This window comes from Neisseria sp. HMSC070A01, from assembly GCF_001810165.1.
Lineage (GTDB): Bacteria > Pseudomonadota > Gammaproteobacteria > Burkholderiales > Neisseriaceae > Neisseria.
Window position 1 is genome coordinate 26,559 of sequence record NZ_KV800125.1, and the last position, 21,585, is coordinate 48,143.

At 48.7% G+C, this 21,585-nt stretch carries 20 protein-coding genes; 9 read left to right on the forward strand and 11 right to left on the reverse strand.

The window, feature by feature from the left end; genetic code table 11:
* Window positions 1-103: 103 nt before the first annotated feature.
* Window positions 104-1,060 carry a cupin domain-containing protein gene (locus tag HMPREF2711_RS07145; protein WP_003746522.1) on the forward strand — a complete coding sequence of 319 codons (957 nt, stop codon included), beginning with the start codon at window positions 104-106 and terminating at the stop codon, window positions 1,058-1,060.
* Between the two features lie 101 nt (window positions 1,061-1,161).
* Here the strand turns inward: HMPREF2711_RS07145 and typA are convergent, their stop codons facing one another.
* Window positions 1,162-2,973 carry a translational GTPase TypA gene (gene typA, locus HMPREF2711_RS07150; RefSeq protein ID WP_003746523.1) on the reverse strand — a complete coding sequence of 604 codons (1,812 nt, stop codon included), beginning with the start codon at window positions 2,971-2,973 and terminating at the stop codon, window positions 1,162-1,164.
* A gap of 419 nt (window positions 2,974-3,392) precedes the next feature.
* Between typA and bfr (HMPREF2711_RS07155) the strand changes: the two genes are divergently transcribed.
* Together bfr (HMPREF2711_RS07155) and bfr (HMPREF2711_RS07160) are read left to right on the forward strand one after the other, a co-directional pair.
* A complete protein-coding gene (gene bfr / locus HMPREF2711_RS07155; RefSeq protein WP_003746527.1) occupies window positions 3,393-3,857 on the forward strand; it encodes a bacterioferritin in 465 nt (154 codons plus the stop codon).
* Window positions 3,858-3,887: 30 nt separating this feature from the next.
* A complete protein-coding gene (gene bfr, locus HMPREF2711_RS07160) occupies window positions 3,888-4,361 on the forward strand; it encodes a bacterioferritin (protein WP_003746529.1) in 474 nt (157 codons plus the stop codon).
* Between the two features lie 124 nt (window positions 4,362-4,485).
* On the opposite strand, the gene HMPREF2711_RS07165 is transcribed toward bfr (HMPREF2711_RS07160), so the two are convergent.
* Window positions 4,486-5,601: a methyltransferase gene (locus HMPREF2711_RS07165; RefSeq protein ID WP_003746530.1), complete on the reverse strand. Its 1,116-nt coding sequence runs from the start codon at window positions 5,599-5,601 to the stop codon at window positions 4,486-4,488.
* 226 nt (window positions 5,602-5,827) lie between these two features.
* On the opposite strand from HMPREF2711_RS07165, the gene HMPREF2711_RS07170 reads away from it, so the two are divergent.
* Window positions 5,828-7,621 (forward strand): 2-isopropylmalate synthase, encoded by a 1,794-nt coding sequence (locus HMPREF2711_RS07170; protein WP_003746532.1) that lies wholly within the window; start codon window positions 5,828-5,830, stop codon window positions 7,619-7,621.
* Window positions 7,622-7,704: 83 nt separating this feature from the next.
* On the opposite strand, the gene HMPREF2711_RS07175 is transcribed toward HMPREF2711_RS07170, so the two are convergent.
* From HMPREF2711_RS07175 to HMPREF2711_RS07195, 5 genes are all read right to left on the reverse strand, one after another.
* Entirely contained in the window at window positions 7,705-8,037 is a 333-nt protein-coding gene (locus HMPREF2711_RS07175; protein ID WP_070615901.1) for a hypothetical protein, read from the reverse strand.
* A gap of 95 nt (window positions 8,038-8,132) precedes the next feature.
* The gene (gene purE, locus HMPREF2711_RS07180) at window positions 8,133-8,618 is read right to left on the reverse strand and encodes a 5-(carboxyamino)imidazole ribonucleotide mutase (RefSeq protein ID WP_003686478.1); all 486 of its coding nucleotides are present in this window, start codon (window positions 8,616-8,618) and stop codon (window positions 8,133-8,135) included.
* 79 nt (window positions 8,619-8,697) lie between these two features.
* Window positions 8,698-9,453: a tetratricopeptide repeat protein gene (locus tag HMPREF2711_RS07185; protein ID WP_070615902.1), complete on the reverse strand. Its 756-nt coding sequence runs from the start codon at window positions 9,451-9,453 to the stop codon at window positions 8,698-8,700.
* Window positions 9,454-9,467: 14 nt separating this feature from the next.
* Window positions 9,468-10,136 carry a class I SAM-dependent methyltransferase gene (locus tag HMPREF2711_RS07190; protein WP_003746540.1) on the reverse strand — a complete coding sequence of 223 codons (669 nt, stop codon included), beginning with the start codon at window positions 10,134-10,136 and terminating at the stop codon, window positions 9,468-9,470.
* 12 nt (window positions 10,137-10,148) lie between these two features.
* Window positions 10,149-10,334, reverse strand: coding sequence for a DUF3460 family protein (locus HMPREF2711_RS07195; RefSeq protein ID WP_003746542.1), 186 nt, complete (start codon window positions 10,332-10,334; stop codon window positions 10,149-10,151).
* A gap of 217 nt (window positions 10,335-10,551) precedes the next feature.
* Here HMPREF2711_RS07195 and HMPREF2711_RS07200 point away from each other — a divergent pair, with 217 nt between their 5' ends.
* Complete coding sequence (locus tag HMPREF2711_RS07200; RefSeq protein WP_070615905.1) at window positions 10,552-11,904, forward strand: polynucleotide adenylyltransferase PcnB; 1,353 nt, start codon at window positions 10,552-10,554, stop codon at window positions 11,902-11,904.
* A gap of 104 nt (window positions 11,905-12,008) precedes the next feature.
* Here the strand turns inward: HMPREF2711_RS07200 and rpoD are convergent, their stop codons facing one another.
* Together rpoD and dnaG are read right to left on the reverse strand one after the other, a co-directional pair.
* Window positions 12,009-13,961, reverse strand: a complete 1,953-nt coding sequence (gene rpoD, locus HMPREF2711_RS07205; RefSeq protein WP_036491012.1) for an RNA polymerase sigma factor RpoD — start codon at window positions 13,959-13,961, stop codon at window positions 12,009-12,011.
* A 194-nt stretch (window positions 13,962-14,155) separates the two neighbouring features.
* Window positions 14,156-15,928 (reverse strand): DNA primase, encoded by a 1,773-nt coding sequence (gene dnaG / locus HMPREF2711_RS07210; protein ID WP_070615907.1) that lies wholly within the window; start codon window positions 15,926-15,928, stop codon window positions 14,156-14,158.
* Between the two features lie 329 nt (window positions 15,929-16,257).
* On the opposite strand from dnaG, the gene HMPREF2711_RS07215 reads away from it, so the two are divergent.
* The gene (locus tag HMPREF2711_RS07215) at window positions 16,258-17,694 is read left to right on the forward strand and encodes an NAD-dependent succinate-semialdehyde dehydrogenase (protein WP_003746550.1); all 1,437 of its coding nucleotides are present in this window, start codon (window positions 16,258-16,260) and stop codon (window positions 17,692-17,694) included.
* A 379-nt stretch (window positions 17,695-18,073) separates the two neighbouring features.
* A complete protein-coding gene (locus HMPREF2711_RS11125; protein ID WP_155811697.1) occupies window positions 18,074-18,265 on the forward strand; it encodes a hypothetical protein in 192 nt (63 codons plus the stop codon).
* A 96-nt stretch (window positions 18,266-18,361) separates the two neighbouring features.
* Here HMPREF2711_RS11125 and HMPREF2711_RS07220 read toward each other — a convergent pair whose 3' ends face one another.
* A complete protein-coding gene (locus tag HMPREF2711_RS07220; RefSeq protein WP_003746555.1) occupies window positions 18,362-19,348 on the reverse strand; it encodes a malate dehydrogenase in 987 nt (328 codons plus the stop codon).
* A 121-nt stretch (window positions 19,349-19,469) separates the two neighbouring features.
* Window positions 19,470-20,444 (reverse strand): PhoH family protein, encoded by a 975-nt coding sequence (locus HMPREF2711_RS07225; RefSeq protein WP_003746557.1) that lies wholly within the window; start codon window positions 20,442-20,444, stop codon window positions 19,470-19,472.
* 101 nt (window positions 20,445-20,545) lie between these two features.
* Here HMPREF2711_RS07225 and HMPREF2711_RS07230 point away from each other — a divergent pair, with 101 nt between their 5' ends.
* Window positions 20,546-21,256, forward strand: coding sequence for an AzlC family ABC transporter permease (locus HMPREF2711_RS07230; RefSeq protein ID WP_003746558.1), 711 nt, complete (start codon window positions 20,546-20,548; stop codon window positions 21,254-21,256).
* Window positions 21,253-21,561: an AzlD family protein gene (locus HMPREF2711_RS07235; RefSeq protein ID WP_003746560.1), complete on the forward strand. Its 309-nt coding sequence runs from the start codon at window positions 21,253-21,255 to the stop codon at window positions 21,559-21,561. Before HMPREF2711_RS07230 ends, HMPREF2711_RS07235 begins: the two co-directional genes overlap by 4 nt.
* The last annotated feature ends 24 nt before the right edge of the window (window positions 21,562-21,585 follow it).

Consider the following 21,585-nt stretch of genomic DNA (forward strand, 5'->3'; position numbering starts at 1 on the left):
ATAAGATAAAAAATCCTATCCGTTTGTGTTTGGTGTGTGTATTATTGCAATAATTGGAAGATTTTAATCGTCAAAACATCTCATTTATTGGTAAAAAAACACTATGGATATTTTAGATAGGCTGGTCGAATTGGCGCAGATAAAGGGCAGTGTGGATGTTCAGTGCCTGTTTCAAGGGGAGTGGTATGTGCGGCATGAGCCCAAGCGTGCGCATGGTTTGGTGCATATCGTAACTGCCGGTTCGGGCTATATCCGAATTGATGGAGAGAAAGAGGCCAGGCTGCTGAGTGCGGGGGATATTATTTTCTTCCCGCGCAGCGTTGGGCATACTTTGAGCAGCGACAGCAGTTGTGAAAATTTCGGTGTTCGCGTGCTGACGGCTGAGAATGGTGCATTTAAAGTCAAGCAAAGTCATGCCGGTGGAGAGGCGGCTTTGCATCTTTTTTGCGCAAGGTTTGAATATGAAGCGCAGGCGGATATGATGACGGGGCTGCCTGATACCGTTTTATTGAACATCAACCATCCGTCTTTGCAGTATTTGGTGACCTTATTGCAATATGAGAGCAGTCAGGCTTTATCCGGCTCGGTAGCGGTTGTGAATGCATTGGCTTCGGTATTGCTGGTCTTTCTGCTTCGTGCCTGTTTGGAGAAAAATGAGGAAGCGCAATTAAGCGGTTTGCTGAATGGTTGGCAGGATAAACGTTTGCGGAATTTGCTTCAGGCAGTCGTCGAAAAACCGGAAGAAGAATGGAATATTGAGAAAATGACTGCGATGGCCAATTTGTCCCGCGCCCAATTGATGCGGGTATTTAAACAGCAGACGGGAACAAGCCCGCATGCCTTTGTTAACAGCATCCGCTTGCAGCAGGGGGCGTTATTGTTAAAGCAGACGGCGGATTCGGTTTTATCGGTTGCGCTTTCGGTCGGTTTTCAATCGGAAACGCATTTTGGTAAGGCATTTAAAAAGCAATATGGGATATCGCCGGGGCAATATCGTAAAAATGACCGACCTGATGAAGCGGCGGTGCAGGCGGAAGAAATGTCGATTTACTTTATTTAAACAGATGATAAAAGGCCGTCTGAAAGTGTAAAAGTGAAATCTAGGATTTCCAAAACACTTTTCAGACGGCCTTGATTTTAAAGTATGTCAATCAAACAGGATTAGTCCAGTTTTTTGAAATGGCGGCGACGTTCCAACTCGCTCAGGTAACGTTTGCGCAGGCGGATGGATTGTGGCGTGATTTCAACCAGTTCGTCATCGTCGATAAACTCAACTGCGCCTTCCAAAGTCAATTTAATAGGCGTGGTCAGGCGGACGGCTTCATCTGTACCGCTGGCGCGGATGTTGGTCAGTTTTTTGCCTTTCAGAGGGTTTACCACCAAGTCGTTATCACGGCTGTGGATACCGATAATCATGCCTTCGTAGACTTTATCGTTTGGAGAAACGAACATACGGCCGCGGTCTTCCAAGTTCCACAGGGCGTAAGCAACGGCTTCACCTTGCTCTTGAGAAACCAATACACCATTGTGTCGGCCTGGCATATCAGGTTTAACCGGAGCATAGTCGTCAAAAACGTGGCTCATCAAGCCGGTACCGCGGGTCAAGGTCATAAATTCACCTTGGAAACCGATCAGGCCGCGTGCAGGAATATGGTATTCCAAACGCGTACGACCGTTACCGTCGCTTTCCATATTGGTCAATTCGCCGCGGCGGCGGCCGAGTTCTTCCATGACCGCGCCTTGGTTTTCATCCGGTACGTCCACAGTCAGATTTTCGTAAGGCTCGCATTTTTGACCGTCAATTTCACGGAATACCACGCGCGGTTTGCCGACCGCCAATTCAAAGCCTTCGCGGCGCATGTTTTCCAACAAAATGGTCAAGTGCAATTCGCCGCGGCCGGAAACGCGGAAGACATCGGCATCGGCAGTATCTTCAACACGCAGGGCAACGTTGGTCAGCAATTCTTTTTGCAGGCGGTCGCGGATTTGGCGGGAAGTTACGAATTTGCCTTCAGTACCGGCCAGAGGGGAAGTATTGACCATAAAGTCCATGGTCAGTGTCGGCTCGTCCACGCTCAACATCGGCAAGCCTTTGGGATTGTCTTTGTCGGTAATGGTTACGCCGATACCGATGTCTTCGATACCGGAAATAATCACGATGTCGCCGGCTTCAGCTTCTTCCAAAGGTACGCGTTCCAAGCCTTGGAAGCCCAACAGCTGGTTGATGCGGCCTTGGGCGACTTGTTCTTCATGATTCATGACGGCAACGACTTGGCCGGGTTTGATGCGGCCGTTCAGGATGCGGCCAATACCGAGGCGGCCGGTGTAGTTGTCGTAGTCCAGTTGGGAAATTTGCAATTGCAGCGTTTCGTCCGCGCTGCCGCTTGGTGCAGGCGTGTGTTTTAAGATGGTCTCAAACAGAGGACGCATATCGTTGCTCTCGTCGGTTTCTTCCAATTTGGCAAAGCCGGAGAGGCCGGAAGCATAAACAATAGGGAAGTCCAATTGTTCGTCTGTTGCACCTAAGCTGTCGAACAATTCGAATGTTTGGTCGATAACCCAGCTTGGACGGGCGGACGGTTTGTCGATTTTATTGATGACGACGATCGGTTTCAGACCCAAAGCCAAGGCTTTTTTGGTCACAAAACGGGTTTGCGGCATAGGGCCTTCTTGTGCGTCAACCAACAGTACGACGCAGTCGACCATGCCCAATACACGTTCCACTTCGCCACCAAAATCGGCGTGTCCCGGGGTATCTACGATGTTGATATGGTAGCCTTCGTATTCGATGGCGGTATTTTTAGCGAGAATGGTAATGCCGCGTTCTTTTTCAAGATCGTTGCTGTCCATGACGCGTTCTTCGACTTGCTGGTTGGAACGGAATGTACCGGACTGGCGCAGCAATTGGTCAACTAATGTGGTTTTGCCATGGTCGACGTGGGCGATGATGGCAATATTGCGGATTTGTTTCATGATAATTTATAAGGTTTAGCTGGTTGCTTAAAAAAAAGATAACTGGCAATTATAGCACGATTCGCAAGTGATGACGGAATGGGTGATTCAAAAAAATAAGGCAAAAGCAGTTGAGAATAATTCATAATTAAATTTGATTGATTTTGTCGGATTATTTGCTTTTATTTATGGTTAACGAATGTAAATGTTTTTGAATAATGCAATGGATTCTTAATACTAATGTCAAAAAAATATTATTAAAAACAGGGGATTAATTTTTCAGACGGCCTTTTGGGTGGGTTAAATTTTTTGATAATTGTTTGTATTTTAAATAAAAAATTTGTCAAAACCGCTACTTGTGCATACAATTCACTCATTCCGTAACAACACACGAATCTTCATTTCGTCATCATCAATTTTTAAAAGAAAGAGAAAGAATTATGCAAGGCAACCAAGCAGTTATTGATTACATGAATGAATTGTTGTCCGGTGAGCTGGCTGCTCGCGACCAATACTTTATCCACTCTCGTCTGTACTCTGAATGGGGTTACAACAAACTGTTCGAACGTTTGAACCACGAGATGGAAGAAGAAACTACTCACGCTGAAGATTTCATCCGTCGTATCCTGATGTTGGGCGGTACTCCTAAAATGACTCCTGCTCCAGTAAACGTAGGTACTGACGTTATTTCTTGCCTGAAAGCAGACTTGAACACTGAATACGAAGTACGCGATGCGTTGAAAAAAGGCATCAAACTGTGTGAAGAAGCTCAAGACTACGTTACCCGCGACCTGATGATTGCTCAGTTGAAAGACACTGAAGAAGATCACGCTCACTGGTTGGAACAACAATTGCGTCTGATCGAGTTGGTTGGCGAAGGCAACTACTACCAAAGCCAAATGTAATTAAGCGTTTAACTGAATAAGGAGCTGAATATGAAAGGCGATCGCTTAGTTATCCGCGAATTAAACAAAAACTTAGGTTTGTTGCTGATTACCATTAACCAATACTTCCTGCATGCCCGCATTTTGAAAAACTGGGGCTTTGAAGAATTGGGTAGTCATTTCTACAAACAGTCCATCCGCGAAATGAAATCCGCAGACGATTTGATCGAGCGTATTTTGTTCTTGGAAGGCCTGCCTAATCTGCAAGAATTGGGTAAATTGTTAATCGGTGAATCTACCGAAGAAATCATTGCCTGCGACTTGAAAAAAGAGTATGAAAAACATGATGCTCTGGTTGCAGCCATCGCCCTTGCAGAAGAGCAACAAGACTACGTCAGCCGTGATTTGTTGGAAAAACAAAAAGACATCAACGAAGAACACATCGACTGGCTTGAAACCCAGCAGGAATTGATTGGCAGAGTTGGTCTGCCAAACTACCTGCAAACAGGGGCGCAAGAGGACTAAAACACAAACCACTGCCAAATATAGCAGTCCCTGCTGCTCCCATCGACGGCATATCTTTACGGATATGCCGTTTTCTTTTATAAAAATGCTTAAAGGCCGTCTGAATGTTCAGACGGCCTTGATTTTATTTTGTTTTCAAACGGTACAGATAGGTAGTTTCCTTATTTCTGGCAAATGCCAAAGGATCGGATTCATCAATTGCTTTTTTATGTTGCGGCTTGGTTTTCAGAATATCGACGACATCGAGTGAGGCCGTTTGAAAGCATTGGTTTAAGAAGTCTTTATCGCGTAAATGCAAGTGTTCTGCCAAGTCGGAAATAATCAGCCAGGCTTCGCCGTTTGGATTTAAGTGGTGACTTACGCCGTTGAGGAAGGCTGTCAACATGGCATTGTTTGGGTCGTAAAGTGCAATTTCAATGGCGGAGGTCGGTTTTGCCGGCAGCCAAGGCGGATTGCAGACGATAAGGTCGGCACAAGTTTCGGGAAATAAATCAATCGATTGGATGTTGACAGCTTTATCTAAGCCTAGACGCTCAAGGTTTGCTGTGGCGCAGGCTATTGCTTTTGGGTTGGTGTCTGTGGCGATGATGTCGGGTATGCCTCGTTTGGCCAAAATTGCGGCAATAACGCCTGAGCCGGTGCCGATGTCAAAGGCCGTCTGAATATTGGGAGCGAGTGGCGCTTGTGCGATTAAATCCAAATACTCGCCGCGCAGTGGAGAGAATACGCCGAAAGGAACATGGATTTTTCCGTCTAGCTGCGAAATGTCTATGCCTTTTTTGTGCCATTCGTGTGCACCGATAAAGCCCAGTAATTGATTCAGCGGCAAAAGAAACGGTTTGTCGTTTGGTGTGTCGTAAACATTGTGCAAGGCGGCGTAGATATCGGGTGCACGCGCATTGTCCAGTTGAAAATTAGGTTGGATTTCGATGGCAAGCATATTGAGCAACCGGCTTTGTTGCGCTTGTTTCATACGGTGGGCATGAAAGGCCGTCTGAATATCGGCAGGTGCGCCTTTCTTTTTTTCAGACGGCCTGCGGATACGTTTTTTCATTGCAGATAAGACTTGCTTGGCATTATGAAAATCACCAGTCCAAACGGTTGCAGTTTGCGCGTGGGCATTTTTTAAGATTTCTGCTGCGCCTGCTTCTTGTATGTAAACAGCCTGCTTAGGCGGCTTTTGTGTGCTTTCGTTGCGCCATTCGATGTCGGAACGGTCGGTAGGGATGGTGTGGGGCATAGTGTGTTTTAAATCGGGGAAATAGGGGATTAGTTTACTATATTTAGGATGTGTTCGGTTTGAGAGGGGCTTTTAATAGTTCAAATTAGACAAAATGTATAAAAATTTCTCAATTTTTAAAATTTACACCAATTTTTTGATAAAAATAGATTGTCGTTTTGTCTAAAATAAGTATAATGCAAAACCTAAACACAATAATCTTAATCAGATTTGGACAAGGAACATCATGCAATTAGACATTGACCGTTTGGTTGCCTATTTTGGCGGCGTAAACGCGCTGGCCGAAGCCCTGAAACAGCATGACCCGGAAAATGCTGCAACGACGGCGGCTATCTATAAATGGCGTACACGCGGTTCCCTGCCTTTGGCTCAGTTGCAAAAACTAACCGCTTTGGCGGAAGCGCAAGGCAGACCGCTTGATTTGAATGCTTTTTTACAAAAAAACGAATCTCTGGAGAGAACAGAAATGACACAAACCAACCGCGTTATCATTTTCGATACCACCATGCGCGACGGCGAGCAGTCGCCGGGTGCATCCATGACCAAAGAGGAAAAAATCCGTATTGCCCGCCAGTTGGAAAAGATGGGTGTCGATGTGATTGAAGCAGGTTTTGCCGCAGCCAGTCCGGGCGATTTCGAGTCGGTTAATGCGATTGCCAAAATCATCACCAAATCTACAGTCTGCTCGTTAGCGCGTGCCGTTGAAAACGATGTGCGTAAAGCAGGCGAAGCTGTTTCCCCCGCGCCAAAAAAACGTATTCACACTTTTATCGCCACCAGCCCCATCCACATGGAGCACAAACTGAAAATGAAGCCGCAGCAAGTCATCGATGCGGCGGTCAAAGCGGTGAAAATCGCCAAAGAATACACCGATGATGTGGAATTTTCCGCCGAAGACGCCGTGCGTTCGGATTTGGACTTCCTCGCCAAAATCTTTACGGCGGTTATCGAAGCGGGCGCAACCACCATCAATATTCCCGATACTGTCGGCTACTCCATCCCTTCCGTATGGTACGAGCGTATCAGCAACATCATCAAAAGCGTGCCCAACGGCGACAAAGTAGTCTGGTCGACCCACTGCCACAACGACTTGGGTATGGCGGTTGCCAACTCGCTGGCTGCTGTTCAGGCAGGCGTGCGCCAGGTGGAATGTACCATCAACGGTTTGGGCGAACGCGCAGGCAATGCCAGCCTTGAAGAAATTGTGATGGCGTTGAAAGTGCGCCACGACCTTTTCGGCTTGGAAACCGGCATTGATACCACGCAAATCGTGCCGGTATCCAAACTGGTGTCCACCATTACCGGTTATCCGATTCAGCCAAATAAAGCGGTAGTCGGCGCAAACGCCTTTGCACATGAATCAGGCATCCACCAAGACGGCGTGTTGAAACACCCTGAAACCTATGAAATTATGACGGCCGAATCAGTCGGCTGGTCAACCAACCGCCTGACTTTGGGCAAATTGTCCGGTCGCAGCGCATTCCGCAGCAAGCTGGCAGATTTGGGCATCGAGTTGGAAAGCGAAGAGGCGTTGAATGCGGCATTTGCACGCTTCAAAGAACTCGCCGACAAAAAACGCGAAATATTTGATGAAGATTTGCACGCTTTGGTGTCTGACGAAATGGGCAATATGAATACCGAAAGCTACAAATTCATTTCTCAAAAAATCAGCACTGAAACCGGCGAAGAACCGCGCGCCGATATTGTGTTCAGTATTCGCGGTGAAGAAAAACACGCTTCCGCTAGCGGCTCAGGCCCTGTTGATGCCATCTTCAAAGCTATTGAAAGTGTGGCGCAAAGTGGCGCAACCTTGCAGATTTACTCTGTCAATGCGGTAACTCAAGGTACAGAAAGCCAAGGTGAAACTTCCGTCCGCCTGCAACGTGGCGACCGTGTGGTCAACGGCCAAGGTGCAGATACCGACGTGTTGGTGGCAACCGCCAAAGCCTATTTGTCTGCGCTGAGCAAACTGGAATTCGGCCAAGCCAAGCCAAAAGCGCAAGGCAGAGGCATGATTTAATGTTTTGAACAAGTAAAAGGCCGTCTGAAAACGTTGTGATGCGTTTCAGACGGCTTTTTTATTAGTCCGAAGAACCAGCTCGATTATTGAAGTTTCAGCAGCCTATCTTGTTCGACGGACAATACGCCGTTTACCTTTTTGAAATAGGCAATGGAATCTTCAATCTTGGTCTTGGAAGACGGACGAATAGCAATGCCGTTCAGGTTTTTGTATTCATAAATCAAACTTGCGCCGGAGGCTTTCACTGCTTTTAACAATGGCGCAGAACCGGTCTGTGTATCATAGAAGATAATCAGGTTGCCGGTAGTATCTTGAGCTTTTTGCTGAGATGGAATGGCGGTTGATTGAGCAGGAATACTTGGGCTTTGGCAGGCACAAAGTAGGGTGGAGAGTAGGACGAATAGCGGCGTTTTCATGATGTTGATTTAATTTGATCAATAAACAAGGCCGTCTGAAAAGCGTAAAACGAAATCTAAGTTTCCTTTTACAACTTTCAGACGGCCTTAGTCCGTTATGCTTCAGGCAATTCCATGGCTAAAACGGTTTGTTCTTGTTTGGCACGGAAAGCCGCCAATTTTTCAGCCAATTCAGGATTTTCGTTGGCTAAAAGTGAAATGGCAAACAGCGCTGCATTGGCCGCGCCTGCTTCGCCAATGGCAAATGTGGCAACTGGAACGCCTTTAGGCATTTGTACAATCGAAAGCAGGGAGTCTTCGCCGCGCAGATATTTGCTGGGAACGGGTACGCCCAAGACGGGGACGGTGGTTTTGGCTGCGACCATGCCCGGCAAGTGCGCTGCGCCGCCTGCACCGGCAATAATGGCTTTGATGCCGCGTTCGCGTGCGGTTTCGGCGTATTCAAACATCAAATCAGGCGTACGGTGTGCAGAGACGACACGCGCTTCGTATTCAACGCCGAATTCTTTGAGAAATTGTGCTGCCTGCTGCATCACCGGCCAATCGCTGTTGCTGCCCATAATAATGCCGACTTGGATCATGAGGAGTTCCTTTTGCTTGAATGGATTAAGGGTAAAAAATATTCAGACGGCCTTGGGGATGACAAGGCCGTCTGAACGTTTATCTTTGTTTAAGACTGATGGAAGCGCGTTTTGCCGCTTCGCTGTTGGGGAAGCTTTGCATCAGTTTGCGCCATGTGCTGCGGGCAATGTCTTTTTGTTGCAGTTTGTATTGGCACTGGCCGATGCTGTACATGGCGTCAGGGGCTTGCGGGCTGTTGCGGAATCGATTCGCATAGCGGTTGCCGATTTCGATAACGGATTCGCAGTTGCCCAGACGCTGTTGGCTTTGCAGAAGTAGATACATATTGCGGCGGGCAATTTCGCTGCCGTTGCCGCCGTCGGCTTCTTTCAAAATGGCCACTGCGGCGGAGAAGTTGTTGCGCTGATAGTATTTTTGCGCCTGGTTATAAAGGCGCAATTCATTTTGTGCGGCTGAGTCTGTTTCAGACGGCACGCCGCCGCCATTGGCCAAATAGTTCATTTTCAGCTTGCGGTCGTCCAAACGCTGGGCTTTGGGTTTGGGAGCTAAAGGAGTTGGACGTTTGATGGTTCGCTGTTGTTCCAATGTGTGCAGGCGTTGGTTTAATTCTTCAACGGTGCGTTCCAGTCGGGCGATTTGTATGCCCAAGTGGTCAATCTGGGTTTGTTCATCCAAGCGCGGATAGGGAATATTTTTTTCAGGCAAAGGCTCGCGCGGAATATCCGGCAGGACAAAGTTGGCATTGTCGGCAGGTTGATGGGGATGGGAAACGGCGCATGATGCGGCCAATAGAGTAAGCAGTAAAAGAAACAGGGAATGTGATAATGTTTTCATCAGATTGTGTCGTTTTATTTTTTTAGCAGCAGTGTCAAACCGTCGCCGATAGGCAGGGTAATGGGAATAATGCGTGTATCATGCGGCAGGTTTTGGTTGAAATGGCGCAGGATATCCAGGCTGGGCGGATCGTTTTCGGCAGCTTCATTCATGACGCGCCCACCCAATAAGATATTGTCGATGGCAATCACGCCGCCACTCCGTACTAGTTGTAAACAGCGTTCAAAATATTTCGGCGTAGGCGGTTTGTCGGCATCGATAAGCGCCAAGTCGTAGCTTTCAGATTCGCCTTGCGTTATCAAATCGTCCAAAGTCAGCAAAGCCGGCTGCAGATGAAGCGAGATTTTATGCGCTATGCCTGCTGCCTGCCATGTTTCGCGGGCAATATCGGTAAAGGTTACATTGATGTCGCAAGCCATGATTTTGCCGTCTTCGGGGAGGGCAAGCGCTATGGCGGTGCTGCTGTAACCGGTAAAGACGCCAACTTCCAAATATTTTTTGGCATTCAATAATTTGGCCAACCACACCAACATGGCTGCCTGCTCTTGGGCGATGGCCATCTTTCCCAGACGATGTGATTGGGTACGCTCGCGCAATGCGGTCAAAACGGGATGTTCGGATTGACCGATGCTGTTGAGGTAATGTTGTAATGCCGGATCGGTATTGTGCGTGTTGGTCGTCATGCCGATGCGGGATTAGTCTTGATAGTAGGTGTAAGGTTTTTTGTTGACTTTGGCCGCTTCAAATTCAGCCTGTTCGGCCGGATTAAGGGTTACATCCCACAGTAAATGGCGGTTTTCGAGGCGTTGCGCTTCTAATTCGGGATGATCGGCCATGAGTTTGTCGAGGAATTGGGTAGCTTCGGATTTGTAGTGGTACATGATGTTTTGCCTGAATCGTTGTCAGACCGTCATTATAGCCGATATTTTTTGTCAATACGCTAATTAATCGAACTTCCATAAGGTATAATGGCACGTCTTTTTTAGGCCGTCTGAAGCCTTTGCTCAATGTTTTGTCTTTATCTACGGCAGGATATTGTGCAAAGGCTTAAGCCGGACAAGTTTCAGACGGCCTTTTTTATTGTGAAAAGAGCTGCTTATGTTAAAAAAATGGCTGCATAAAGTGTTGCCTAAAAAACACGTCAAGTCGTTGCCCGAAAAGGAGATTATTCCGCTTGAGCAACATGGTATCCATGCGGATATGTTGAGCTTTGCCGCTGAGAAAATTGCCAAACGCCTGCATGAAGCCGGTTTTCAGGCTTATGTTGTAGGGGGAGCCGTTCGGGATTTGTTGCTCGGGGTTGAGCCCAAAGATTTTGATATTGCAACCGATGCCACACCGGAGCAAATCCGTAAAATATTCCGCCGCAGCCGCATTATCGGCCGCCGCTTTCAAATCGTTCATGTGATGATTGGTCCTGAAACTATTGAAGTGACGACGTTTCGCGGTGGCGATAAGGTTCAGCAAAATGCGCAAGGCCGCATTATGAAGGACAATACTTACGGCAGCATTGAAGAAGATGCCATGCGCCGCGACTTTACTTGCAACGCGCTGTATTACGACCCGATTAAAGAGGAAATTTGGGATTTCCATCAAGGCGTGGCTGATGTTGCCGATAAGAAATTGGTGATGATAGGTAATCCTGCCGAACGCTATCAGGAAGATCCCGTCCGTATTCTTCGCGCCGTCCGTTTGTCGGGCAAGTTGGGCTTTGAAGTGGAAGAGCAAACGGCTTTGCCGATTGCCGAATACGCAGGCCGTCTGAAAAATGAGCCGGTGGCCCGTCTTTTTGACGAAATCATGAAAATCCTGTTTTCCGGCCATTCCCGTGCCTGTTTGAAACGGTTGAACGAGTTGGGTATTCCCGAAGGCATCCATCCGCTTTTAGATGCCTTGAAAACTGCCGAAGCAGCCGACAAACGTATGATTATGTTGGCCTTGAAAAATACCGATGAGCGTCTTCGTGCGGATAAGTCCGTTTCCGTCGGTTTTGTATTGGCGGCGGTATTATGGCCGACACTAAACGCCATTTGGCAACGCAATCAAAGCCATGGTCAAAAACCTGTCCCTGCGCTGATGGATGCGATGAACACCATGCGCGATACGGTGGAGAAAGGTTGGGGCGTACCGCAAAGATTCTCTGCAACCATGCGTGAAATCTGGCAATTTCAGCCGCAATTCGACAATATGCGCGGCGCGCGCCCGTATCGTCTGTTGGCGCAAGCCCGTTTCCGTGCTGCTTATGATTTCCTGATTTTGCGTAGTGAAGTTGGCGAGGTTGATAAAGAGGTGGCTTCTTGGTGGACAACTTTCCAACATGCCGATGAGGAAACCCGCCAGCAAATGACTGCGGCCAATGATCACAAACGTCAGAAACAAAGTGGATCAACCGATGGCAAACCTAAACGCCGCCGACGCCGTCCGAAAAAGAAAACCACTGAAGCTGAATAAAATTTAAGGCCGTCTGAAACGATTAAATCTTTTGAGATTTGGTTTTCAGACGGCCTTTTCGTATTCCAATAAAAACCGCAGGCTTTTCAACCTGCGGTTTGCTTTTATGATTTGTTTTCTTCGCTGTCGAGGAAGCTGCGGAGGCGGTCGCTGCGGGTCGGATGGCGCAGCTTGCGCAGGGCTTTGGCTTCGATTTGACGGATACGTTCGCGGGTTACGTCAAATTGTTTGCCGACTTCTTCGAGCGTGTGGTCGGTATTCATATCGATACCGAAACGCATACGCAACACTTTGGCTTCGCGCGGTGTCAGGCTTTCGAGGATTTCTTTGGTTACTTCGTGCAGGCTGGTGTACATCGCAGCTTCTGCCGGCGCAACATTGTTGGCATCCTCGATGAAGTCGCCCAAGTGCGAATCGTCGTCGTCGCCAATCGGTGTTTCCATGGAAATCGGCTCTTTGGCGATTTTCATGATTTTGCGGATTTTGTCCTCCGGCATTTCCATCAACTCGGCCAGTTTGGCGGAATCAGGTTCTTCACCGGTTTCTTGCAGGTATTGGCGCGAGATACGGTTCATTTTGTTGATGGTTTCAATCATGTGAACCGGAATGCGGATGGTACGTGCTTGGTCGGCGATGGAACGGGTAATCGCTTGACGGATCCACCATGTGGCGTAAGTCGAGAACTTATAGCCGCGGCGGTATTCGAATTTGTCCACCGCTTTCATCAGGCCGATATTGCCTTCTTGAATCAAATCAAGGAACTGCAAGCCGCGGTTGGTGTATTTTTTGGCAATGGAAATAACCAAACGCAAGTTGGCCTGAATCATTTCCTGTTTGGCGGCTGAGGTTTCTTTTTCGCTCAACACCATGTTTTTGTTGATTTCTTTCAACTCTTCAATGGAAATGCGGGTTTCGGTTTCCATATTGGCCAGCTCGGCTTGTTTTTCGAGGATGGCATGGCGGAAACGATCTAAAGCATTTGCCCACACTCGGCCTTTGGCTACTTCTTTTTCAACCCATTCCAAATCGGTAATGGCAGGCAGGAAGTTTTCGATGAAGTAGTCGCGTTCCATACGCACGCGGTCGATGCAGATATCGCGGATTTCGCGTTCGAGTTTGCGGATGTTTTCAACGCGGCTGCGCAGGTTGCTGCTCAAATTTTCAATTTGGCGTGTGGCAAAACGGACTTCCAGCAGTTTGTTGGCAATGGCATCGCGGTGTTTTAGGTAGTTGGCGTGTTGGCTGCCGTGTTTTTCCAGCTGCTTGATCATTTTGCCGTATTCGCTCTCGATAAAGGCGAAATGTTCCAACACTTTTTGTTTCAGTTCGGCCAAATGGGCGGCGGACATGGCTTCGGAATCACTGCCGGAGTCATCTTCATCATCTTCGTCGTCATCTTCGACTTCGCTGTCGGTCTCGCCTTCTTCATCGTCAGGTTTGGCATTTTCCAAATGACCCAGACCCAATTCGTTTAACAAAACTTCATTAGGGTCGATGATGGCTTCAACCACTTCATCTACGCGAATTTCGTCGTTGCGGACTTGTTCGATCAAAGCCAAAATCTCGGCAATCGAACCCGGACAGGCGGAAATGGCCTGCACCATGTTTTTCAATGCATTTTCGATTTTTTTGGCAATGATGATTTCGTCTTCGCGTGTCAACAAATCGACTTGGCCCATTTCACGCATATACATGCGCACAGGGTCGGTTGTACGGCCGAATTCGGAATCTGCGCTGGAAAGTGCCGCTTCGGCTTCTTCAACGGCATCGTCGTCGGTCAGGGCGGCGGCATTGTCGCTCAAGAGGATGTCTTCAGCATCGGGAGCCTGCTCGGTTACCTGGATACCCAGGCCGGAAATCATGCTGACGATGTTGTCGATTTGCTCGGCGTCGGACATATCGTCGGGCAGCGCGTCGTTAATTTCGGAATAAGTGATGTAGCCGCGTTCCTTACCCATAATAATGAGTTGGCGCAGGCGGGCGCGCTGCTCTTCGATACTCAAGGGACGGTTGTCATCTTGGTCTTGGTATTCTTCGTAGTTTTGATTTTTAGACATGGATTGCTCTCTAGGTTGATAGGATGCCGACGGTTTACGGTGATGTGGCCGTACCTGAAGGCGGAGCAGAGCTTTTTGTTGTGAAATCAGATTTCACTTTAATACTCTGAGGCCGTCTGAAAATATTACGGATGGAGTGTTCTGCGTGTCATGCTTCGCAGCGTGTGTTTAGATTGTTCAGACGGCCTGAGGGGTTAGTTTTGCTTTGCCGTCAAAAGCGACAGCAATAGTCTTTTTTCATTTTCAGTCAAACCGGTTTGAATACTTTTTTGCTTTAAAGTTTCGATTTGACTGTATTTTAATTCATTTAACAACTTTTTCATGCCGATTTGGAAACTTTCGCAATCTTCTTCGTCATCCCCTTCTATTTCTTCAGAGTGAAGGGTCGATAAAAAGATTTGATTGACGGTTTCCTCATAGGGCGAACCGCGCATATATTCAAGCACTTGTGCCGTTGCCGGAATCGTGGCGTGATTCTTGATGGTTTCGGCCAGATTGGCAAGGCAGGCAAAGTCGCCGCTTAAAGCCAGATAATCGGGCAGGTCTATATATGAAGCCCAAGCCGGATTTATCAAGAGGCTGCGTATTTGCCTTTGCACCAGTGTCAGCATGGTTGGCTGTTTGACAGAAATGGGCGGCAGTTTGTAACTTTTTTGTTTGACGTGCCGCTTGGGCGCTTCTTGTCCGAGTAACTGGGCGAGGTTGTCAGGATCAATGCCCACCAACTCGCTGAGTTTTTGTTTCAGGAGATAGCCCAATGCCGGCGCGGTAATTTGCGCTAAAAGCGGGGAACTGGTTTTGACCAATTCTGCTTTGCCTTCTTGTGTATTGAGGTTGAGGCCGTCTGAAAGATGTTCCCAAAAATATTCGGATAGGGGCTTGCTTTGGTTTAACAAGGCATCTTCAAACTGCGTCTTGCCATAGGTGCGGATGTAGCTGTCGGGGTCGTGTTCTTCGGGCAGGAAGAGAAAATGCAGCGATTTATCGTCTTTTAATTGCGGCAACGCATTTTCCAGCGCGCGCCAAGCCGCTTTACGTCCCGCGCCGTCGCCGTCAAAACAAAAATAAATACTGTCGGCCTGACGCATCAGGATTTTGACATGTTCCGCCGTGGTTGCCGTACCTAGAGCCGCTACGCCGTAGCCGATGCCGAACTGCGCCAATGCGACCACGTCCATGTAGCCTTCGACCACCAAAATCCGTCCGGCCTCTTTTACGGCAGCACGCCCTTCATATAGCCCGTAAAGGTTTTTCCCTTTATCGAACAAAGGAGTGTCGGGAGAATTCAGGTATTTGGGTTTCGAGTCGTCCAATACGCGGCCGCCAAAGCCGATGACCTGCCCACGCGGATTACGGATAGGGAACATAATCCGATGACGAAAGCGGTCGTAATGTTTGCCTTCGTTATCAATGACCATGCCCGTATCCACCAACGCAGTATTCGGATAGGGCTGAAATACTTGCGCCAAAGGCTGCCAACCGTCGGGCGCATAGCCCAAACCGTAATGCGCGATGACTTCCGCACTCAAGCCGCGTTTGTCTAAATAAGCCTTCGCTGCCGGATTGAATTTCAACTGTTGCGCGTAAAAATCCGCTGCCGCCGCCGTTGTTTCTTCCAAAGTCTGCTGTTTTTTCTTACGTTCGGCACGGATTTCGGGATTGTCTTCCTGCCCGCGCACTTTAGGCACCGTCATACCGACGCGATCAGCCAAAAACTGCACCGCCTCCGGAAACGACAGCCCCTGATGCTCCATCACAAAACCAATCGCCGAACCATGCGCCCCGCAACTGAAACAATGGTAAAACTGCTTGGTCGGACTGACCGAAAACGACGGCGTCTTTTCCTTGTGAAACGGACAGCAGGCCATATAGTTCGCCCCGCCTTTCTTCAGTGGAACCTGCTCGTCGATAATATCGACAATATCGACTTTGGACAAAAGCTCGTCAATGAAATCAGATGGAATCATGGTTCGGCAGAAGAGGATGGACGGAAAACATTTCAGACGGCCTTATAAACAGACAAAGGCCGTCTGAAAATGGAATTTCGAATGAGGGTTAAAATGAGTTTTGTATTATAGCAAATTGTTGTCATACATGTGTCCTATCCTTTTGAGGTAGAGTATCAATCATCTTATTTTATTCGTTATTAAGATAGATATGATATAGCTAAAGCAAAGGCCGTCTGTAAGATATTCAGACGGCCTTTGCTGTTGTCTTATTTTGCGATTCAGTTGCGCTTTCATGGTATGAATATGATAATGAACACATATTCCAGATTTTAGAAAGCTAGTTTCTCATGAAAGATTTTGTCCGCTTGCTCAACCATTCCGATATTTCCTTTTCTCCGATTCCAAATGCTATTAAAGTTGATAATCCTGCAACAGGTGAGGCTTTGGCGTTTGTCCGTAAGACCGATTCAGACGGCCTGAAGCTTCTGATTCAGAAGGCGGAGGCGGCACAAAAATTGTGGGCGGCAAAAACTGCGTTAGAGCGCGCCGATGTGTTGTGGCGTTGGTATTTTCTGATGAAGGAAAACAAAGAAGAACTGGCGCGCATCATGACGATGGAGCAGGGCAAAAGCCTGACCGAGGCGCGCGGCGAGATTGATTATGCGGCTTCATTTGTACGCTGGTTTGCGGAAGAGGCGCGGCGGATTGACGGCGATGTGCTGACGAGTGTGAAAGCATCGCAAAAACTGGTCGTGTTGAAACAGCCTATCGGTGTTACCGCCGCGATTACGCCGTGGAATTTCCCATCCGCAATGATTGCGCGTAAGGCTGCACCTGCTTTGGCGGTAGGCTGCGCGATGATCGTCAAACCTGCATCGCTCACGCCTTTGAGTGCGTATGCATTGGTCGTTTTGGCTTATGAAGCCGGCGTGCCGCAGGATTTGTTGCCTGTTGTCAGCGGTAGTGCTTCGGAAATCAGTCATGAATTTGCCACGAATCCGACCGTGCGCAAAATCAGCTTTACCGGCTCAACCGAAGTCGGCGCGAAAATTTTTGCCGACAGTGCGGCGGACATTAAAAAACTCAGCTTGGAACTGGGCGGCAATGCGCCGTTTATCGTGTTTGACGATGCCGATTTGGACAAAGCTGTCGAAGGTGCACTTGCCAGCAAGTTCCGTAACAGCGGTCAGACCTGCGTCTGCACCAACCGCGTTTACGCCCAATCCGGCATTTACGACGAATTTTGCCGCAGATTGAGTGAAAAAGTGGCGGCGCTCAAATTGGGCAACGGCTTGGAAGAGGGCGTAAACCAAGGGCCGTTGATTGAGAAAAAAGCGGTGGAGAAAGTCGAGCAGCACATCGCCGACGCGCTTGCTAAAGGCGCAAGTTGCCTGACCGGCGGCAAACGCAGCGCATTGGGCGGAACGTTTTTTGAGCCGACTGTTTTAAGTGGTGTTACGGCGCACATGGCGGTAGCTCGCGAGGAAACCTTCGGGCCGTTGTGTCCGGTGTTCCGTTTTGAAACCGAAGCCGAAGTCATCGTAGCCGCCAACAATACGGAATACGGTTTGGCAGCTTACCTTTTCACCTCCGACACCGCCCGCCAGTGGCGCGTCGGCGAAGCCTTGGAATACGGAATGGTCGGCATCAATACGGGCTTAATCAGTAATGAAGTGGCACCGTTTGGCGGCGTGAAACGCAGTGGTTTGGGACGTGAAGGGAGCAAATATGGTGCGGATGAGTATTTGGAATTGAAATATTTATGTATTGATGTAGCGGAATAAGGCTTACACAGTAAAGGCCGTCTGAAATTCGGTTTTCAGACGGCCTTTTTTAAACGCAGAAAAGGTATCGGATAATTTTCATATTGTGAGAACGATCTTTATAAAAAGCAAAACCATAAGAAACAAAGTTGCAAAAATTTTGTCACATGTTTATAAAATTAGTTTGATAACTATTTTGATGTTTTTAATCTTGTTGGATGTGTATTTCAAGTTTCTAGCTGTAGTTTTTTGAGTGATGGCAGCGGAAATTTTGGATAATACAACCGTGAGCAAGGAAGGATTGTTTTTTTGCTCACACAGTGTGGCTCATATCGATAGCGTGGGAACTTTATCTAGGCTGCAATTTTGTGGTGTGACTTTTATAAAAAAGGTGATGTGAATGTTGAAGAAATTTTTAATCCTGTTTTGCGTAGCTTTTATCGGCGCATGCAGTTCCTTTAATGGGGACGGTTTGTCAAATGGCTCATATTCTCAAGGGAAACGGCTTGATCCGAATTGTGATCATTATGCTGTCGGCGGTAGTGGCGGCGGTTGTACACCGGCAGGTCAATGGCATCTTAAAGATAAATAAGGACAAAGAGTTCCATTCTAGCTTTTAAAAATGATTGTAGAATGGGCATTTAATTATTTAGGCCGTCTGAAATTTGGTTTTCAGACGGCCTTTGTTTTAGAGTAGATCTTGGATGGCTGAACGCTCTTCTTCCAATTCGGCCAGCGTGGCTGCAATACGTTTTTGGCTGAATTCGTCCGACAAATCTAAGCCTTGGACGATGCGGTAGCTGCCTGCGTCGCAAATGACGGGGAAGCCGAAAACCAAACCTTCGGGAATGCCGTAAGAGCCATCGGATGGAACGCCCATCGTTACCCATTTGCCGCTGCTGCCGAGCAGCCAGTCGCGCAGGTGGTAGATGGCGGCATTGGCGGCGGAGGCTGCGGATGATGAGCCGCGTGCGGCGATAATGGCTGCACCGCGTCCGGCGATTTTCGGCATGAAGACTTCGGTGTTCCAGTCGGGTTCGGTAATCATGTCTTGGACGGACTCGCCGTTGCTGGTGGCGTAGCGGTAGTCGGCGTACATGGTCGGGCTGTGGTTGCCCCAGACGCACATTTGCTCGATGGAAGGAATCGGGCGGTTGATTTTTTCGGCAATTTGGCTGACGGCGCGGTGGTGGTCGAGGCGCATCAGGGCGGTGAAGTTTTCCGGCGGGATGTCGGGTGCGGACTTCATGGCGATGTAGGCGTTGGTATTGGCCGGGTTGCCGACGACGAGGACTTTGACGTTGCGATGGGCAACTTTGTTCAACGCCGCGCCTTGTATTTTGAAAATTTCGGCGTTGGCATGCAGCAGGTCGGCGCGTTCCATGCCTTGCGTACGCGGGCGCGCACCAATCAAGAGGGCGATGTCGGCATCTTTGAAGGCGACTTCGGGATCGTCTGTAGCGAAGATGTCGGCTAAGAGGGGGAAGGCGCAATCCTGCATTTCCATAATCACACCGCGCAATGCTTGTTGCGCCTGCGGCAGGTCGAGCAGTTGCAGGATAACGGGTTGGTCGCGTCCGAGCATGATGCCGCCGGCGATACGGAAGAGGGTGGCGTAGGCGATTTGCCCTGCCGCGCCGGTAACGGCGATTCGGACGGGTGGCTTGAGGGTCATATTTTTCCTTTTGAAGTCGTTGTTTTACTTGGTTTTCGGATTATAGCAGTATTATGTGCCGAATGATGTAGGAAGGCCGTCTGAAATTTGATTTTCAGACGGCCTTCAGTGTTTGAAAAGATTATTCGTCGTTTTTCTTTTCAGCTTGTTCTTCGGCAGCTTCATAGGCTTCGACGATTTTCTGTACCAATGGATGGCGGACAACGTCTTCGCTGGTGAAGGTGTGGAAATACAGGCCTTCTACGTCGCGCAGTTTTTCGCGTGCATCTTTCAAGCCGGATTTGATGTTGCGCGGCAGGTCGATTTGGCTGATGTCGCCGGTAATGACTGCTTTGGCACCGAAGCCGATACGGGTTAGGAACATTTTCATTTGTTCGGGCGTGGTGTTTTGCGCTTCGTCCAAGATGACATACGCGCCATTTAAGGTACGGCCGCGCATATAGGCCAGCGGCGCAATTTCAATCAAACCTTTTTCCATCAGTTTGGTTACGCGGTCAAAGCCCATCAAGTCATAAAGCGCATCATAAAGCGGTCGCAGGTAGGGATCGACTTTTTGCGCTAAATCGCCCGGCAGGAAGCCTAATTTTTCGCCTGCTTCGACTGCAGGGCGCACCAAAACGATGCGTTCGATTTGGTGTTTTTCCATGGCATCAACTGCGGCGGCAACGGCAAGATAGGTTTTGCCTGTACCGGCAGGGCCTAAACCGAACACGACATCGTGGTTGAGCAAGGCGCGGATATAGCCGTTTTGGCGCGGTGTGCGGCCGCCGATGCTGCCGCGTTTAGTGCGGAAATAGTATTGTTGGTCGTGGTGTTTTTCTTCGTGTTTTTCATCTGCGGTTTTGGCTTCAACGGCCGCGAGGCTGATGGCGTTGTCGTCCAAGTCGCCTTTTTCTGCGGCTTCGGCAAGCGATAGCAAGGCACGGCGGCCGGCGTGTGCCAGTTCGCCCATGAAGGTGAAATGTTCGAAGCGGCGGCTGATTTGGATATCAAGGGCTTTGCCTAAGGCTTCGAGATTGCTGTCGAGCGCGCCGCACAGGCGTTGCAACACGGTATTGTCAATTTCTTCAAACTGCAGATGGACGGTGTGGGTCATATCGGTTTCCGTAAATAAATCTATTTTTCCGTATTATACCCTTGTTCAGACGGCATGCTTTATAATACGTCGCTTCTTTTTGATAAACCGTTTCAATTAAAATGAGTCATACTATTTCCCCGCAGTCTGAGTTTCTGCGCGGCATTAAAGAATGTTCCCCTATGCTGATCGGCCTGTTGCCGTGGGCGCTGATTTTGGGTATGCAGGGCGGGCAGAAGGGCATGAGTTGGCTGGAAATGCTGCTGATGACGGGCATGAATTTTGCCGGAGGTTCGGAATTCGCCGCAGTCAATTTATGGGCAAATCCTTTGCCGATTCTGCTGATTGCAACGGTAACGTTTATGATTAATTCGCGCCATATCCTGATGGGTGCGGCGATTGCGCCGTATATGAGGGATATGCCGTTGAAAAAGGCGATGCCTGCGCTGTTTGTGATGTGTGATGAAAGCTGGGCAATGGCGTTTGCTGAAATTCAAAAGCGTAAGGCGGCAGGTTTGCCTGCGTTCAACATGCCGTTTTATGCCGGCGTGTGCTTTATTTTGTATGTAACTTGGATTGGTTTTGCGGCGTTTGGCGCGGCAGTCGGTCCGATGTTCGGCGATGTGGCGGCATGGGGCTTCGGCATGGCGTTTCCTGCGGTGTTTTTGGTGTTGCTGCGCGGTATGTGGAAGAGCTTTGCGGCTTCACGCCCTTGGTTTGTCAGCCTGATTGTGGCGTGCGCAACTTATTTGACCGTGGATGGCGCATGGTATGTTCCGGCTGGAGCGTTGTCGGGTTTGTTGGCGGCGTATTTTTTGGGAGAGCAAAAATGAAGGATTTGTTGTCGCTGCAATCGTTTTTGCTGTTTTTAAGTATGTTGGCCGTAACCTATTCGACCCGATTAATCGGCTTTTTTGCATTGCGCAACCGTACGTTGAGCCGTCGCGCGCAAGTAGTTATGGAGGCCGCGCCGGGCTGCGTGTTGATTTCCGTGATTGCGCCTTATTTTGTATCGGACAAACCGCATGAGCTGATTGCCATTGCTTTGACGGTATTGGCCGCCAGCCGGTTTTCGATGTTGGTGACGGTATTAATCGGCGTTGGTGCTTCGGGCATACTCGGTTATTTGATGAAATAAAAAATTTTCAGACGGCCTTACTTG

Bases quoted from the DNA above. Each gene is read 5' to 3' on its own strand.
- HMPREF2711_RS07200 (WP_070615905.1), top strand. From the start codon at position 10,552: ATGTTAAAAAAATGGCTGCATAAAGTGTTGCCTAAAAAACACGTCAAG.
- dnaG (WP_070615907.1), bottom strand. From the start codon at position 15,928: ATGATTCCATCTGATTTCATTGACGAGCTTTTGTCCAAAGTCGATATT.
- HMPREF2711_RS07230 (WP_003746558.1), top strand. From the start codon at position 20,546: ATGAGTCATACTATTTCCCCGCAGTCTGAGTTTCTGCGCGGCATTAAA.
- HMPREF2711_RS07190 (WP_003746540.1), bottom strand. From the start codon at position 10,136: ATGACGACCAACACGCACAATACCGATCCGGCATTACAACATTACCTC.
- HMPREF2711_RS07215 (WP_003746550.1), top strand. From the start codon at position 16,258: ATGAAAGATTTTGTCCGCTTGCTCAACCATTCCGATATTTCCTTTTCT.
- HMPREF2711_RS11125 (WP_155811697.1), top strand. From the start codon at position 18,074: ATGTTGAAGAAATTTTTAATCCTGTTTTGCGTAGCTTTTATCGGCGCA.
- HMPREF2711_RS07170 (WP_003746532.1), top strand. From the start codon at position 5,828: ATGCAATTAGACATTGACCGTTTGGTTGCCTATTTTGGCGGCGTAAAC.
- HMPREF2711_RS07165 (WP_003746530.1), bottom strand. From the start codon at position 5,601: ATGCCCCACACCATCCCTACCGACCGTTCCGACATCGAATGGCGCAAC.
- bfr (WP_003746529.1), top strand. From the start codon at position 3,888: ATGAAAGGCGATCGCTTAGTTATCCGCGAATTAAACAAAAACTTAGGT.
- typA (WP_003746523.1), bottom strand. From the start codon at position 2,973: ATGAAACAAATCCGCAATATTGCCATCATCGCCCACGTCGACCATGGC.
- HMPREF2711_RS07185 (WP_070615902.1), bottom strand. From the start codon at position 9,453: ATGAAAACATTATCACATTCCCTGTTTCTTTTACTGCTTACTCTATTG.
- purE (WP_003686478.1), bottom strand. From the start codon at position 8,618: ATGATCCAAGTCGGCATTATTATGGGCAGCAACAGCGATTGGCCGGTG.
- HMPREF2711_RS07195 (WP_003746542.1), bottom strand. From the start codon at position 10,334: ATGTACCACTACAAATCCGAAGCTACCCAATTCCTCGACAAACTCATG.
- HMPREF2711_RS07145 (WP_003746522.1), top strand. From the start codon at position 104: ATGGATATTTTAGATAGGCTGGTCGAATTGGCGCAGATAAAGGGCAGT.
- HMPREF2711_RS07220 (WP_003746555.1), bottom strand. From the start codon at position 19,348: ATGACCCTCAAGCCACCCGTCCGAATCGCCGTTACCGGCGCGGCAGGG.
- bfr (WP_003746527.1), top strand. From the start codon at position 3,393: ATGCAAGGCAACCAAGCAGTTATTGATTACATGAATGAATTGTTGTCC.
- HMPREF2711_RS07235 (WP_003746560.1), top strand. From the start codon at position 21,253: ATGAAGGATTTGTTGTCGCTGCAATCGTTTTTGCTGTTTTTAAGTATG.
- HMPREF2711_RS07175 (WP_070615901.1), bottom strand. From the start codon at position 8,037: ATGAAAACGCCGCTATTCGTCCTACTCTCCACCCTACTTTGTGCCTGC.
- HMPREF2711_RS07225 (WP_003746557.1), bottom strand. From the start codon at position 20,444: ATGACCCACACCGTCCATCTGCAGTTTGAAGAAATTGACAATACCGTG.
- rpoD (WP_036491012.1), bottom strand. From the start codon at position 13,961: ATGTCTAAAAATCAAAACTACGAAGAATACCAAGACCAAGATGACAAC.